The following is a 14,295-nucleotide window of genomic DNA, read 5'->3' on the forward strand; positions in this document are numbered from 1 at the left end:
TGAGGCGGGCCGGCCGGCACCGGCCGGCCCGCCGGGGATCACACGTTGTCGACGTGCGTGACGCCCGCGGTGCGGTAGTCCTGCACCGCCGTCTTCACCTGCGCCGGGCTCAGCACCTGGTCCTTGGCGAAGTACACGTAGTCGACGTCCTGCTGGTAGGCGCGCTCGGCGCTGCTGCCCTGCAGACCGCCCGAGATGAACCACAGGTTGAAGTTGATCGACATCGGCGTCTCGGGGTAGTACTTGTCGCCGTGGTCGGCGACGAGGTTGCCGTCGATGTAGTACTTCACGCGGCCGTTCGCGACCTGGAACACGAGGTCGTGCCAGCCGTTGTAGCTCTGGCGCTGCTCGTTGTGGATGTTGTCCGCGACCCAGGGCTCGTTCTGGTAGGTCTCCCAGGTGGTCTCGTACATGATGTTGCCCTGCTCGCCCCAGCCGCCGTTCGGCAGGTACTCGAAGTCGATCTCCCCGTAGTTCGGGGCCATCGGTGCGTCGAGCGGGGTGATGGTGAAGAACGTCTGCACGACGTGGTCACCGTCCGGACCGAAGACGGGCGCGTCGCTGAACTTCACGCGCGCCGCGTAGGTGCCCTCGAAGAACTTGCGCTGGTGGAACAGCTCCGTCTGCTTCGCCGCCGAGCCGTTGTTCCACGAGTCGAGGCGCAGGACCTTCTGGCCGTCGACGGTCGGGAACGTGACGCGCGAGGCGTCCCACTCGGCGCCGGGGACACCGGGGCCGCCCGCGCCCGAACGGACGGTCCAGCCGCGCTGGCTGATCCGCGAGTCGCTCGAGTTGTTGTACGCGAAGTCGTCGAACATCTTGGGGCCGTTGGGGTTCGGCGGCGTGGAGCTGGTCGTCGTGGTCGTGGGCGGGGTGCCGCCGGGCGGGGTGCCCCACAGCAGCGTGCTGCCGCGGTACACCGCGACCTTGTTCGACGCCGAGTAGCTGCTGTCGGCGCGGAACGAGTAGTCGTCGGTCTGGGTGATCGAGCCCCAGTTGGTGCGGTAGAAGCGCAGCTGGAGGTCGCCGGAGTCGGCGCCGGGGTTCAGCGTGCCGGCGCCGGAGGTGAAGCCGACCTCCAGGTATCGGTCGGCCGGACCGCCGGTGAGCGTGCCGAACTGGCCGGTCACGTTGCCGCAGCCGCGCACGGCCCACGAGCAGGCGAACCGGTAGCCCACGTCCGGGGTCTCGCTCTTGAAGTAGTAGCGGATCTTCACCTCGGACAGCGGCACGCTCGTCGTGCCGGAGTTGACCAGCTTGAACCACGGTTCGACCTGGTCGGTGGTCGCACCGGACGCGCTGGTCCGGTACTGGGCGGTGATCGCGTCGGCGGCGAACGCGTTCGGTGCGACGGCCAGTGCGGCCACCGCCAGCGCCGCGCAGGACGCGGCTAGGAGTGCTCGCAACGTTCTCTCCTCATTTCGGCAGGGATGGACAGGGCGGCGAGCCGGGACGAGTGGAGGCGCATCCTGGTGGTGAAGCCCTCCCACTCGGGGCGCTGGGACCAGAGGGTGTCGGCCAGCGCTGCTAGTCGGGGAAACGCGAGGTACTCCAGGTGGTCCTTCGCACGGACGTGCTCGGTCCACAGCTGGCACTGCGCGCCGAGCACGCCGTCGGGCAGCGGCACGTGGTAGACGTCGCGGCTGGTGACGACGTACCCGGGCTGGCCGGGTGGTTCACGCGGGTCGTCCGAGCGCGGGTAGTCGAGGTAGGTGGAGGTGTGCGGGGTCATGACGACCGGCTGGCCCCGTTCCAGCGCCTTGGCGGCCTGGGTCTCGTCCTTCCACGGCATCACGACCGAGCGCGGATCGCCGGTCGGTTCCCAGGCGGCCGGGACGCGGCCCTGGTCGAGCACGTACTCGCTCACCTGGCGGAGGAACCGGCCGTGCACGTCCTCCGGCAGCAGGCACTCGTCGCCACCGAGGTGGACGTGCTCGCCGGGGAACACGTCCAGCACCTCGTCCAGCACCTCGCGGACGAAACCCAGGGCGTGCAGGCCGAACGCCGCGTCGCTGATGCCCCAGCGGGTCCAGACGGGCAGTGCTTCCGGCGCGACGCCGAGGTCCGGATAGGCGGCCAGCGCGGCGCGGGCGTGACCGGGCATCTCGATCTCCGGCATGATCCGGACACCGCGTTCGGCCGCGTGGGCCACCAGGCCTTCCAGCTCGCCGCGGGTGTACGTGCCGCCGTGCGGGACGCCGTCGCCGTTGGTCTCGGCGCGCCAGCCGCCGACCGACGTCAGCAGCGGGTGCGCGGGCACCGGCATGCGCCAGCCCTGGTCGTCGGTCAGGTGCAGGTGCAGGACGTTGAGCTTGTGCAACGCCATCAGGTCGATGAACCGGCGGACCACGGGCACCGGCTGGAAGTGCCGGGCGACGTCGAGCATGAACCCGCGCCACGGCAACCTGGGCACGTCGCGGATGTCGACGCCGGGCAGTGTCCAGTCCACACCGGACACCCGGGACGACCTCAGCGCCTCCACGGGCAGGAGCTGCCTGATCGTCTGGATGCCGTGCGCCAGGCCTTCTTTCGTCGCCGCGCGCAGCATGACGCCGTGCTCGTTGACGGTCAGCGCGTACCCCTCGGCGCCGAGCCCGACGAGCTTGGCGTCGAGCGCGATCAGGACCTGGCCGTGGTCGTTGATCGGCAACGGGAGACCCGTGGCGGGCCGGAGCAGTGAGCGGAGGAGCCGCGCGACCGGCTCGGCACCCGATGTGACCCGGACGCTCGTGTCGCTGTCGAACGTGAACCCCTTGCTGCGGCGCACGATCCTCGTCGGGAGCGGGACGATCACCCCTTCACCGCCCCTCCGACGATGCCGGTGGTGACCCGGCCCTGCAGCACGATGAAGATCAGCAGCACGGGCAGCATGAACAGCGTCGACGCGGCCATGGTGGCCCCCCAGTCGGTGCCGAAGGTGTTGTTGAACGAGGACAGCCAGACCGGCAGCGTGCGGTCGTCCTGGTCCTTGATGATCAGCACGTTGGCGAAGGCGAACTCGTTCCACGCGGTGATGAACCCGAACAGCGAGGTCGCCAGCAGGCCGGGCGCGAGCAGCGGGAACACGACCTTGCGGAACGCCTGGCCGCGCGTGCAGCCATCGACCTGCGCCGCCTCCTCCAGGTCGACCGGGATGGCGGCGAGGAACCCGCGCAGTGTCACGATGGTGAACGGCAGCGTCATCATGAAGTAGACCAGCGTGAGGATCCACAGCGTGTCGAGCATGCCGGTGTCGCGCGCGATCACGTAGATCGGGATGAGCAAGGCCTCCCACGGCGTCATCTGGGCGATGAACACCATGAGCACGAACGCCCTGCGCCCCTTCCACCGCAGGCGCGCGATCGCGAACGACGCCAGCAGGGCGACCAGCAACGCCAGCAGCACCGCACCGCCCGCGACCAGGAGGCTGTTGCGCCAGAAGGAGAAGAACCCCTTCGCGGCGATCGCCGTGCCGAAGTGGTCGAACGTGATCGGGATCGGCAGGAACGTCGGTGTCGCGCTCTGGATGTCCTTGGTGGGCTTGAAGGCCGTGAGCACCATCCAGTAGACGGGGAAGACGGAGATCACGAAGATGACGAGCGCCGCCGTGGTGCGCGAGATCCGGCCGATCATGAATCCTGCTCCTGCCGGTAGAGCTGGCGGAAGTACGCGAGCAGAGCGAGCACGAGCAGCAGCACCATGAGCATCGACACCGCGGCGCCGAGGTCGTAGCGCTGCAACGACTGCGCGACCTGGAAGGCGTAGACCGGCAGCGTCGTCGTGGCCTGGCCGGGACCGCCCTGGCTGATCACCCAGATCTGCACGAACGCCTTGACGACCCAGATCACCTCCAGACACGTGATGAGCCCGAACATCGCGCGCAGCATGGGAAAGGTGATGGTGGTGAACACCCGCCACGCGCCGGCGCCGTCGATGCGCGCGGACTCGTACAGCTCCTGCGGCACGGTGATCATCGCCGCGTACAGCGACAGCGCGGCGAACGGCACGGACTGCCAGACGATCAGCGTGACGAGGATGCCGAACGTCGCGTCGCCGTCCGCGAACCAGGTGTAGTCGCGGTACTCCTCGAAGCCCAGCGACACGAGCGCCCAGTTCACGATGCCGAGCCGGGACTGGAAGAGCCACTGGAACACCGTGGTGGCCGCGATGATCGGCGTCGCCCAGGTGAGCACGAGCCCGCCCATCACCAGCAGCCGCAGCCACCGGCCGAGCCGCACGAGCAGCAGTGCGACCAGGGTCGACAGCACCATGATCAGCACGACGTTGATCGCGGTGAACCACAGCGTCCGCTTGACCACGGACCAGAACTCGGGGTCGGACAGCACCTTCGCGTAGTTCGCGAACCCCACGAACTTCGCGTCGCCGCGCACGAGCTGCGGCAGCCCGTACTCCTGCAGCGAGATGACCACGTTGCGCACCAGCGGGTAGAACAGCAGGTACGCGGTGGTGAGGAGCGTCGGAGCGATCAGCAGGTACGGCAGCACCGGCCGCCTGCGGCGCTTCGGCGGGGCCGGTGCAGTGGCCTGCACCGGCCTCTCGGCGAGGATCGTCATTTGCCGGAGTTCAGCGCTTGGGTGATCACTTCGTCGGCCTTCGCGGCGGCCGTCTTCGGATCGGTGCCGGTCAGGACCGCGGTCTGGAACTCCTTGATCGGGTTGCGGGCCTCGACCGCGCCCCAGTTCGGCGAGTTCGGGGTGGCGTGCCCGTTGGCCGCGCCCTGCGCCATGGCCGCCGTGCCGGGGTCGCCGCCCACCGAGGCCGCGAGCGACTTGCGGTTCGGCACGTAGTTCATCGCCTTCGCGAGCTCGACCTGCCACTTCTCGCCGGCGAGCGCCTTGACGACCTCGTACGCGCCCTCCTGCCTGCTGGAGGCCAGCGGGATGATCAGGTCGGAGCCGCCGGTGAACACCGCGCCGGGCTTGTCCGCGGTCTTGCCGGGGATCGGGAAGAAGCCGATCTTGCCCGCGAGTTCCGGGTTGGCCTTCTCCACGAGCTTCGCCGCACCGGGCACCGCGATGAACTGCGCGACCTTGCCGCCCGCGACGACGTCGGTCTGCTGCGGCTTGGCCTCGTCGGAGTCCTTCGGCCCGTCGCCGAGTGCCTGGAGCTTCTTGTAGAAGTCCATGCCTGCCAACGCCTCCGGCGTGTTCAGCGAGCCCTTCCAGCGGCCGCCGTCCTGCTTCGCGAGGTCGCCGCCCTCGTCCCAGACGAACCCGGACAGCGTGTACCAGTTCTGCCCGGGCAGGTAGATGCCCTGCTGCTCGCCCTGGTCGAGCTCGGCGGTGGCGGCGAGCCACTCCTCACGCGTCTTGGGCGGCGTGACCTGCGCGGCCTCGAACAGGTCCTTGCGGTAGATCACGACCCTGTTGGCCGCGTAGAACGGCACGCCGAACTGCTTGCCGTCGACGGCACCGGGTTCGGACAGACCGGGGATCCAGTCGTCCCCCTTCAGCTCGGCCTTCTTGTCCGAGAGGTCCGTGACGCCCTTGCTGGCCACGTACTGCGCGACCTGGGTGTTGCCGACCTCGATCACGTCGGGCGGGTCGGTGCTGGCCAGAGCGCTGGTCACCTTCTGCGTGATGCCGTTCCACTCCTGGATCTGGATCTTCACGTCGAGGTTCGAGTGCTCTTTCTCGAACTCGCTCTCGAACTTCGACACGAACTCCTCGGTGGCCGTGTCCTTCATGAGCCACACGGTGATCTCCTGCTTCTCACCTCCCCCACCGGCGGACGTCCCGCAGGCGGACAACGTGAGGGCCAGGACGAGTAAGGCAGCGGAGCGCGACACGACTCACCTCTCGCTGGGATGTGACCAATTGGTCAGGTCCGATGGAGTGGATAGAAAGTGGCATAGACCACTTGTCAGGTCAATCCCCTGCTTGGACGCGCGCAAGTGGTCTCGATCTTCACCAGGCTGGCCACACGCTCGCTCGGACTGGTTACTTACCAGTGGTATGCCATACTGGCCGCCGACCGAGCGGAGGGGCATGGCCGAAGCGATCCTCAAGCGCGAGCAGGTCCGCGACTACCTGCTGGAACTCATCGAGACCCACCCGGCAGGCGCCCCGATCCCCGCCGAACGCGTGCTGTGCCAACGGCTTTCCGTGTCGCGCCCGACCGTCCGCTCGGCCGTGGAGGAACTGGTCAACACCGGCCTGCTGGTCCGCCAGCACGGCCGCGGCACCTTCGTGGCCCGCGCCAAGATCACGCAGGAGATGGTCTCGGGCACCGGTTCCATGTCCCTGCCCCAGGCCTCGGGCACGTGGTCGTCCCGCGTGCTCGAACACGCCCGCATCCCGGCCGGTGCACGGGTCGGCCGCCGCCTGCACCTCTCCCCCGCCGCCGACATCCACTACATCGCACGGCTGCGGCTGGTCGACGACGAGCCGATGGCGCTGGAGTACCTGCACGTCCCCGCCTCCGTCGCGCCCGGACTGAGGTTGCACGACATGGAATCCGGCGACTTCTACGAACGGCTGCGCGAGCACGGCGTGCACGTGTCCGAGGCGGTGCAGTCGATAGAGCCCACCGTGGTCAACGAGTCCGAGGCCGCGCTGCTCGGAGTTCCCGAGCTGGCACCGGCTCTGCTGTTCGAGCGGCTGACGACGGACGCGCAGGGGCGGCAGGTCGAGTACGTGCACTCGATCTACCGCGGGGACCGGTACAAGATCGTGTCGCGGCTGACGCTCGGGGCGTCGCCGCGCAGCACCGTGGACGTGCGGGCGAAGGTCGGCGGCGACCCGTTCTGATCACAGGAACCGGGCGCTCTGGCTGTCGATGAAGTTCTGCGCCTTCTCCAGGGTGTGCGAGGCGTAGGTGCCGCCGGCCCGTGCGTCCAGCAGGGCGTTCTGCTGCGCGTCCGCCATCATCCGCTGCAGTTCGAGGCGTTGGCGCAGCTCCAGGTCCGAGGCCTCCTCGCTCAGCTTCTTCTCGATGTTCTCGCTCATGGCGACGACCCGTTCGAGCGTCTGCTCCAGCAGGTGCTCGTCGAACGGCTCGCCGTTCTCGCGGCACAGCGCGTCGCTTTCCAGCAACGTCCGGCTCGCCGTCACGAGCTCGCTCGCCAGGCGGGCGTACTCGCGGCGCTCGTGCTCCTCGTCGTTGCCGCGGATGCCCAGCCACCTGATCACCAGCGGCAGCGAGCCGCCCTGCACGACCAGGGTGAGGATCGCGACCGTGAAGGCGATCAGGATCAGCTCGTCGCGGTGCGGCAGGTCCTCGGGCAGGGTCTGGGCGGCCGCCACCGTCACCACCCCACGCATGCCCGACCAGGCGAGCACCGCGCCGCCGCGCCAGCTCAGGCCCTCGCTCGCGTAGAAGGCCACGTCGGCCTGTTTGCGTTGCAGCATCCGGATTCCGCGTTCGTAGCGCTTCTCCTCGCCGGGCCGGGGGCCACGGGCGGTGAACCTGTCCGCGAAGGCGTCGAGCTTGCCGGTGAACGCGTCCGCGCGGCGTTGCTGGCGGCGCAGCAGGGCTATCACCGGGATCATGAACGCTACCCGCAGCACGACCAGTGCCAGCGTGGCCAGGACGCCGATCACCAGCGTGCGCGCCAGGCCCTCGTCCGCCACGGCGCCGACGACCGAGGTGAGCTCGAAGCCCACCAGCAGGAATACGCCGTTCTCCAGCAGCAGCTGGATGGTGCGCCAGTTGGTGCGTTCGGAGATGCGGTCGTGCGCGGTGAACTTGCGCGCGCTCTGGTGACCGGTGATCAGGCCCGCCACGACGACGGCGATCACGCCGGACGCGTGCACCTCCTCGGCCGGGATGAACGCGAGGAACGGCACCACGTACGAGATCGCGGTGGTCAGCACCGGCTGCCCCTGGATCCGCGACCGCGTCCACACCGACACGATGCCGACCGCGGCACCGATCGCCACGCCCACGGCCACGGCGTACGCGAAGTCGCCCAGGGCGCTGCCGAACGACACGCTCGCGGTGATCGCGACGACGGCCGTGCGCAGCAGCACGAGCGCCGTCGCGTCGTTGACCAGGCCCTCACCCTCCAGGATCGTGACGAGCCTGGGCGGCAGGCCGAGCTTCTTGCCGATCGACGTGGCGGCCACGGCGTCCGGCGGGCTGATCACCGCGCCCAGCGCCAGTGCGGCCGCGAAGCCGATCTCGGGCAGCAGCCACCAGATCAGCAGGCCGGTGCCGAACGCGGACACGGCCACGAGCAGCACCGACAGCGCGCCGATGGACCTGAAGTCGCGGCGGAAGTCGACGACCGGCACGTTCACCGCCGCCGAGTACAGGATCGGCGGCAGCACGATCGTCAGGATCCACTCGGGCTCCACGACCAGGTGCGGCGCTCCCGGCATCTGGCTGCAGCCCATGCCGACGAGCACGAGCAGCACGGGTGCCGCCACGCCGAGCCTGGGGGCGAAGTAGGAGACCGCCACGATGATCAGCACGGCCGCGACCGCGAGCAAGGCCCATTCCTGCATGACCCGCAGTCTGTCTGATCAGGACGGACCTCGCCCGCGCAGCCACGCCGGTCAGGTCGCCGGCAGCACGTGGCGCCCCTCACGGTCGGTGCTCAGGCACAACGAGCAGATCTCGCCGCCCTGCGCGCTCGCCACCACGTCCGGCCGCTCGTAGGACTCGCCGCACACCACGCAGTCGTACCGCGTGCCGCTCGGGTTGCCGTCCTCGTCGAGGATCGGCTCGGCGATGCCGTCGTCGGTGCGGCGCAGGTAGAACCGGCCGCGCGTGACGATCGCGAGCAGCGGCGTCAGCACGATCGGGATCCCGACCGCGACCAGCGGCGAGTACGGCTGGATCGCCGCGCCGAACAGTCCGAAGTAGACCGAGATGGACAGGATCGACGAGGCGAGGAACGACCCGACGCCCACCGGGTTGACGGCGAACAGCATGCCGCGGCGGAACTCCGGCTGCTTGGGCGACAGCTTGAGCAGGTACTTGTTGATGGCGATGTCCGCGGCGACCGTGACGACCCACGCCATCGCGCAGTTGGAGTAGAAGCTCAGCAGGTTGTTGAGGAAGCTGAACATGTTCGCTTCCATCAGCACGAGCGCGATCGCGAGGTTGACCAGCACGAACACGAGTCGTCCTGGGTAGTGCCTCGTCACGCGGGTGAAGGAGTTCGTCCACGCCAGCGACCCCGAGTAGGCGTTCGTGACGTTGATCTTCACCTGGCTCAGCACCACGAGCACCAGGGCCAGCGGCACGACCAGCCACGCCGGCATGAACTGCCGGAACACGCCGGTGAACTGCTCGATCGGCTCCACCGCCGCGATCTTGCCGACGGCGTCGAGCACGTAGATCGCCATGAACGCGCCGATCGCCTGCTTCAGCGCGCCGAACACGACCCACCCCGGCCCGGCGAGGACCATCGACGTCCACCACGCGCGGCGGTTCTGCGCGGTGCGCGGCGGCATGAACCGCAGGTAGTCGATCTGCTCGCCGATCTGCGCCATCAACGACAGGCAGACGCCCGCGCCGAGCATGACCGCCGCGAGGTTCACCCCGCTGTCACCGTACGCGAGCCAGCGGCTCACCGACGACGGCTCCGCGATCACCAGGAACAGCAGCGGCGCCACCATCAGCAGCAGCCACAACGGGTTCGTCCAGCTCTGCAGCTTCGCCAGCACCTTCATCCCGTAGATCACCAACGGGATGATCACCAGCGTCGACACGAGGTAGCCGAGCCACAGCGGCAGTCCCAGCGCGTACCGCAGACCCTGGGCCATGATCGAGCCCTCGAGCGCGAAGAAGATGAACGTGAAGCTCGCGAAGATCACGCTGGTGATCACCGAGCCGTAGTAGCCGAAGCCCGATCCACGCGTGATCAGGTCGAGGTCGATGTTGTACCGGGCCGCGTAGTAGGCCAGCGGGAAGCCGGTCACGAAGATGACGATCGCGGCGAACCCGATGGCCAGCAACGCGTTCCCGGTGCCGTGGGTGAGGGCGATGCCCGCACCGATCGAGAAGTCCGCCATGTAGGCGATGCCGCCCAGCGCGGACGCCCCGACCACCGCGGGTGTCCAGCGCCGGTACGTCCGCGGGGCGAACCTCAGCGTGTAGTCCTCGAGCGTCTCCTTGGACGCCGCGGGGGCCGGCGAGCGCTCCACAACCTCTTCAAGGGTCATGGAGTTCGACGCTACGAAGCCGTCGTTTCCTGCGATAACGCCGTTTGTGTCGGGACGATGACGCTATGTTCACCAGCTGTGGACGACCTTGTGACCTTCGCGAAGCAGCGCAGGCTCGACGACGACTGGGCGCGCAAGGTCGTCGTCCTGCTGACCGACCACCAGGTGCCCGCCGAGCACACGTGATCGAGGCGTTCGCGGACACGCTGGAACGCCACGGGATCGACGTGTTCGAGCTCGAAGGCCTCTAGGGCGTGTGTCGAAGTCCGGTTCGATGAGAGTCGCGCTTGAGGTGGTTCCTGGTGGTGCGGCCGGGACGGCCGCGTACCGGTGTTGTACGTGGGCGTTTCGGCCGTGCCGCCAGGGGCCGCCTCGGGCCCGGCTGTCGCGGATCGGACTTCGACACACGCCCTAGTTCCGCGTCACGCCGCTAGATCTTCCAGATCCGCACGGTCTTGTCGTCGCCGCCCGCCGCGATCCGCTTGCCGTCGGGCGAGAACGCCACCGTCTGGATCTGCCCGCCCGAACCGATCACGGTGGCGCGGATCTTCTTCGACTTCACGTCCCACAGCTGGACGAAGTTGCCCTGACCCCACGCCGCGACCGTCTTGCCGTCGGGGTGGAAAAGGGCGCTCGACAGCGTGAGGTCGTCGTCGGCGCGCGGGAAGACCGCCTTGCTCTGCCCGGACTCCACGTCCCAGAGCTGCATGCTGTTCTCGCCGTCGCCGTCGACAACGGCCAGGGTCTTGCCGTCGGGCGAGAACGAGCCGCCGTCGCCGGTGGAGTCGTTGATGGTCTTGACCGTCTTGCCGGTGGCCGGGTCGACGATCCTGATCTCCTGGTACTTGGTGCCCGCGTAGGCCAGCAGCTTGCCGTCCGGGGTGAACGACAGCTCGCTGCTGCCGCGGGCCTCGGTCAGGCCGATCTTGACCTTGCGGGTCGCGACGTCCCAGACCAGCAGGCGACCGGTGTGGGTGACGCCGACGAGGGTCTTGCCGTCCGGGTGGAAGCACAGGGTCTTCATGATGGACCGGCTGTCGTCGAGGCCGCCGATCATCGAGCGGTCGGCGATGTTCCACAGGTACGTGGTGAAGTCGCCGGTGCGGTTGCCGCCCGCGGCGAGGACCTTGCCGTCCGGGCTGATCGCGACCGCGCACGCCGAGGCGCCGCCGGGGCCGTCCGGGTTCTGGACGGTGCCGATGAGCTTGTTCGTCGTCGTGTCCCAGATGCGGACGAGCGCGCCGCCGTCGCCCAGGCCGTCCTCGGCGCTGGCGAGGATCTTGCCGTCCGGGCTCCACGCGACCGACGACACCGACGCCTTGTGGTCGACCAGCTGGACGTGCTCGGTGAACTCCTCCGGGCTTCCCGGCTCGGCCACCGACGACGTGGTCGACTGCTCGGAGCCGCCCTCCTTGTTCGCCGCCGCCTTGTTGTCACCGGTGGACGGCAGCTGGGCCCCGTCACCGCTGGTGTCGTTCTTCGAGCTGAGCCACCAGGCCGTGCCGCCGCCGACGGCCACGACGGCGCCGACGCCCGCGAGCAGTGCCGTGCGCCTGCGGACGCCGGGCTTGGCCACCACCGGCAGCACGACGGGTGCGCCGGCCAGCATCGCGAGGGCCTGGTCGACGGTGGCGCGTTCGGCGGGGTTCTTGCGCAGCAACGCGCCCAGCAGCGACGCGAGGTGCCCCGCGCGCTGCGGGGGCGGCGGGTCCTGGGTGAGCAGCATCGACAGGGTCGTCATGAAGTCCTGGCCCTGGTACGGCGGCCTGCCCTCGACGGCGGCGTACAGGGTGGCGCCGAGCGACCACAGGTCTGTCGCGGGCGTGATCGGCGCGCCGGTGCCCTGCTCGGGCGCCATGTAGGCCGGGGTGCCGACGATCGAGCCGTCCGTGGTGAGCGGGACGTCGCCGGTGAGCCGGGCGATGCCGAAGTCGGTGATCACCACGCGGTCGCCGGACAGCAACACGTTGGCGGGCTTGAGATCGCGGTGCACGATGCCGGCCTGGTGCGCCACGCGCAGCGCGCTCAGCATCGACGTGGCGACGTAGGCGACCTGGTCCGGGGGCAGCGCGCCCTGGGCCTTGATCGCGTCGGACAGCGACCCGCCGCGGACGAACTCCATGACGATCATCGGGGTGCCGTTGTACTCGACGACGTCGTGCACGGTGACGATGCCGGGGTGGTTGAGCTGGCCGGCGAGCTGCGCCTCGCGCATGGCGCGCTGGCACAGCAACGCCCGCTGCTGCGCGTCGAGCCCGGCGGGCAGCAGCAGCTCCTTGATGGCCACCTCACGGCCGATGACCTCGTCACGGCCGAGCCACACCCGGCCCATGCCGCCGGTGCCGATCACCTGAACGAGCCGGTAGCGCTGCGCCACCAGACTTCCCGTCGCATCTGTCACGGCGCGCAGCATAGAGGGGAGCGCGCTCTCACCCGCACGGCTTCGGCAAGTTCGTTGACGAATTCAATTCGCTTGGTAGCAAAGCAACATCGTGCCCGCTCAATCGGTCGACAATGGACCTGTCCCTAGTGGACCTTCGCGACCTCGATCCCGACCTCGCCGAACATCCGCAGCTTCCGGGTCCGGGTCGGCTCCAGGGTGAACCCCGCCGCGGCGATCCCCTCGGTGACGTGACCGTGGTGCGCGATGTCGGCGAGCACGAGCACCCCTCCCGGTTTCAGGACCCGCCGGACCTCCGCCAGCATCTCCCCCTTCGACGGGCCGTCGAGGTGGTGCAGCATCAGGCTGGAGAAGACCGCGTCGAACGAGTCGTCGGCGAACGCGAGCTCCTGCGCGAACCCCCTGTCGAGCCTCGCCGGCAGTCCCGCCCTGCGCAGCTTGCCCTCCGCGCGCGCCAGCATCTTCAGGTCGGGATCCACCCCGGTCAGCTCGACGTCCCGGTGCCGCTTCCCCGCCGCCCGCAACAGGTTCCCGGTGCCGCAGCCGACGTCGAGCACGCGCTGTCCGGCACGGAGACCGGCCAGCCCGACCATGTCGTCGTGCACGGCGGCGAGACCGGAGACGCGGTGCAGCACGTCGTAGAACGGCATCAGGTAGTGCTTGCCCATGCCGGGCAGGTAGTCGCGCTCCTGGGACGATTTTTCGGTCATGAACCGATTGTGTCCTCGGCAAAGCCTGGATTTCTGTGTCGATCCACGCTTCGAATGGGACGATTTGACGGTGCGAACCCAGCGAACGGCCCTGCAGGGCGACGAGCCCGCCCGGTACGCCTGGCGGCCCGCCCCCGGCGAAATGCCCGTCGTGGCGCTCCGGCTGGGCCACGGCGCGGACTTCGACGGTGCGCACGAGGCCCACTCGCACGACTTCCCCGGCATCGCCTACTTCGGCACGGCGGGCGGCGTGGTCCGGCACGGCAGGCGGGCCAGGGAGGTCGAGGCGGGCGACCTGTTCGTCATCGCGCCCGGCGACGTGATGGGCAGGACCCGCAGCGACGACCTGCTCGGCGCGCACGGCTGGGGCGTCTTCTTCACCGCGGACGCGCTCGGCAGGGACACGCCGGGCACGCACCTCGCGTGGCGCACCCACCCGCTGCTGTTCCCGTTCGTCCACGGCGGCGCCACCGGGGCGTTGCGGCTCAAGGTCCCGCCGAAGCAACGGCCGGGGTGGACCTCGCGCATCGAGGCGCTGCACGACGAGCTCCAGCACCGCCGCGACGGCTACCGCGAGGCCGTGTCCGCGCACCTCACGCTGCTGCTGGTCGGGGTGTCGAGGATGGCCGCGGACGTCGTCGGCGACCTGCGCGAGAACGCGGAACCGCTGCTGGCCGAGGTGTTCGACGTGATCGAGCGGCGCTACGCCGAACCGCTGTCGCTGCGCGAGGTCGCCGCCGCGGTCAGCATCTCCCCCGGCCACCTGACCTCGACGGTGCGCAGGCGGACCGGCCGCACGGTGCAGGAGTGGATCACCGAACGCAGGATGGTCCAGGCGCGCCGCCTGCTCGCCGTGACGGACCTGCCGGTCGGCGACATCGGCCGGCGGGTCGGCATCACCGACGCCGGCTACTTCGCGCGGACGTTCGGCAAGCTGCACGGGATGAGCCCCACCCGTTGGCGGAGGTTCAACCACCTGAACACCCGCTGAACTCCTGCGAACGGCCTGGAGCCCACCAGGTCTTTCGTCGTTTTCGTCCCTGCCGACCGTGGCACTGTCGTGACCATGACC

11 protein-coding genes are annotated in these 14,295 nt (G+C 69.3%); 2 read left to right on the forward strand and 9 right to left on the reverse strand.

Annotation, left to right across the window (positions count from 1 at the left end; genetic code table 11):
* Positions 1-38: 38 nt before the first annotated feature.
* The 5 genes from BMY74_RS27690 to BMY74_RS27710 are packed head-to-tail and all read right to left on the reverse strand — an operon-like array spanning position 39 to position 5,788.
* On the reverse strand, positions 39-1,406 hold the full coding sequence (locus BMY74_RS27690) for a cellulose binding domain-containing protein (protein WP_177229950.1): 1,368 nt from the start codon (positions 1,404-1,406) through the stop codon (positions 39-41).
* The gene (locus BMY74_RS27695; protein ID WP_089921269.1) at positions 1,391-2,794 is read right to left on the reverse strand and encodes a beta-N-acetylhexosaminidase; all 1,404 of its coding nucleotides are present in this window, start codon (positions 2,792-2,794) and stop codon (positions 1,391-1,393) included. The genes BMY74_RS27690 and BMY74_RS27695 overlap by 16 nt, the downstream gene beginning before the upstream one ends.
* Positions 2,791-3,612, reverse strand: coding sequence for a carbohydrate ABC transporter permease (locus BMY74_RS27700; protein WP_089921272.1), 822 nt, complete (start codon positions 3,610-3,612; stop codon positions 2,791-2,793). Before BMY74_RS27700 ends, BMY74_RS27695 begins: the two co-directional genes overlap by 4 nt.
* On the reverse strand, positions 3,609-4,553 hold the full coding sequence (locus tag BMY74_RS27705) for a carbohydrate ABC transporter permease (protein ID WP_089921274.1): 945 nt from the start codon (positions 4,551-4,553) through the stop codon (positions 3,609-3,611). The genes BMY74_RS27700 and BMY74_RS27705 overlap by 4 nt, the downstream gene beginning before the upstream one ends.
* Positions 4,550-5,788: an extracellular solute-binding protein gene (locus tag BMY74_RS27710; RefSeq protein ID WP_218159769.1), complete on the reverse strand. Its 1,239-nt coding sequence runs from the start codon at positions 5,786-5,788 to the stop codon at positions 4,550-4,552. Before BMY74_RS27710 ends, BMY74_RS27705 begins: the two co-directional genes overlap by 4 nt.
* A gap of 199 nt (positions 5,789-5,987) precedes the next feature.
* Between BMY74_RS27710 and BMY74_RS27715 the strand changes: the two genes are divergently transcribed.
* Positions 5,988-6,749 (forward strand): GntR family transcriptional regulator, encoded by a 762-nt coding sequence (locus BMY74_RS27715; protein ID WP_089921277.1) that lies wholly within the window; start codon positions 5,988-5,990, stop codon positions 6,747-6,749.
* Here BMY74_RS27715 and BMY74_RS27720 read toward each other — a convergent pair whose 3' ends face one another.
* The 4 genes from BMY74_RS27720 to BMY74_RS27735 form a co-directional block, all read right to left on the reverse strand.
* The gene (locus tag BMY74_RS27720; protein ID WP_089921279.1) at positions 6,750-8,447 is read right to left on the reverse strand and encodes a cation:proton antiporter; all 1,698 of its coding nucleotides are present in this window, start codon (positions 8,445-8,447) and stop codon (positions 6,750-6,752) included. It lies immediately after the preceding gene.
* Positions 8,448-8,498: 51 nt separating this feature from the next.
* On the reverse strand, positions 8,499-10,112 hold the full coding sequence (locus BMY74_RS27725; protein WP_089921282.1) for a purine-cytosine permease family protein: 1,614 nt from the start codon (positions 10,110-10,112) through the stop codon (positions 8,499-8,501).
* A gap of 430 nt (positions 10,113-10,542) precedes the next feature.
* Positions 10,543-12,513, reverse strand: coding sequence for a WD40 repeat domain-containing serine/threonine protein kinase (locus tag BMY74_RS27730; protein ID WP_177229951.1), 1,971 nt, complete (start codon positions 12,511-12,513; stop codon positions 10,543-10,545).
* Between the two features lie 125 nt (positions 12,514-12,638).
* Entirely contained in the window at positions 12,639-13,223 is a 585-nt protein-coding gene (locus BMY74_RS27735; RefSeq protein ID WP_089921284.1) for a class I SAM-dependent methyltransferase, read from the reverse strand.
* Positions 13,224-13,293: 70 nt separating this feature from the next.
* Here BMY74_RS27735 and BMY74_RS46315 point away from each other — a divergent pair, with 70 nt between their 5' ends.
* The gene (locus BMY74_RS46315) at positions 13,294-14,214 is read left to right on the forward strand and encodes an AraC family transcriptional regulator (RefSeq protein ID WP_245786392.1); all 921 of its coding nucleotides are present in this window, start codon (positions 13,294-13,296) and stop codon (positions 14,212-14,214) included.
* Positions 14,215-14,295: the final 81 nt, after the last annotated feature.

It is taken from the genome of Lentzea albida (genome assembly GCF_900111005.1).
GTDB classification, from domain to species: Bacteria; Actinomycetota; Actinomycetes; order Mycobacteriales; family Pseudonocardiaceae; genus Lentzea; species Lentzea albida.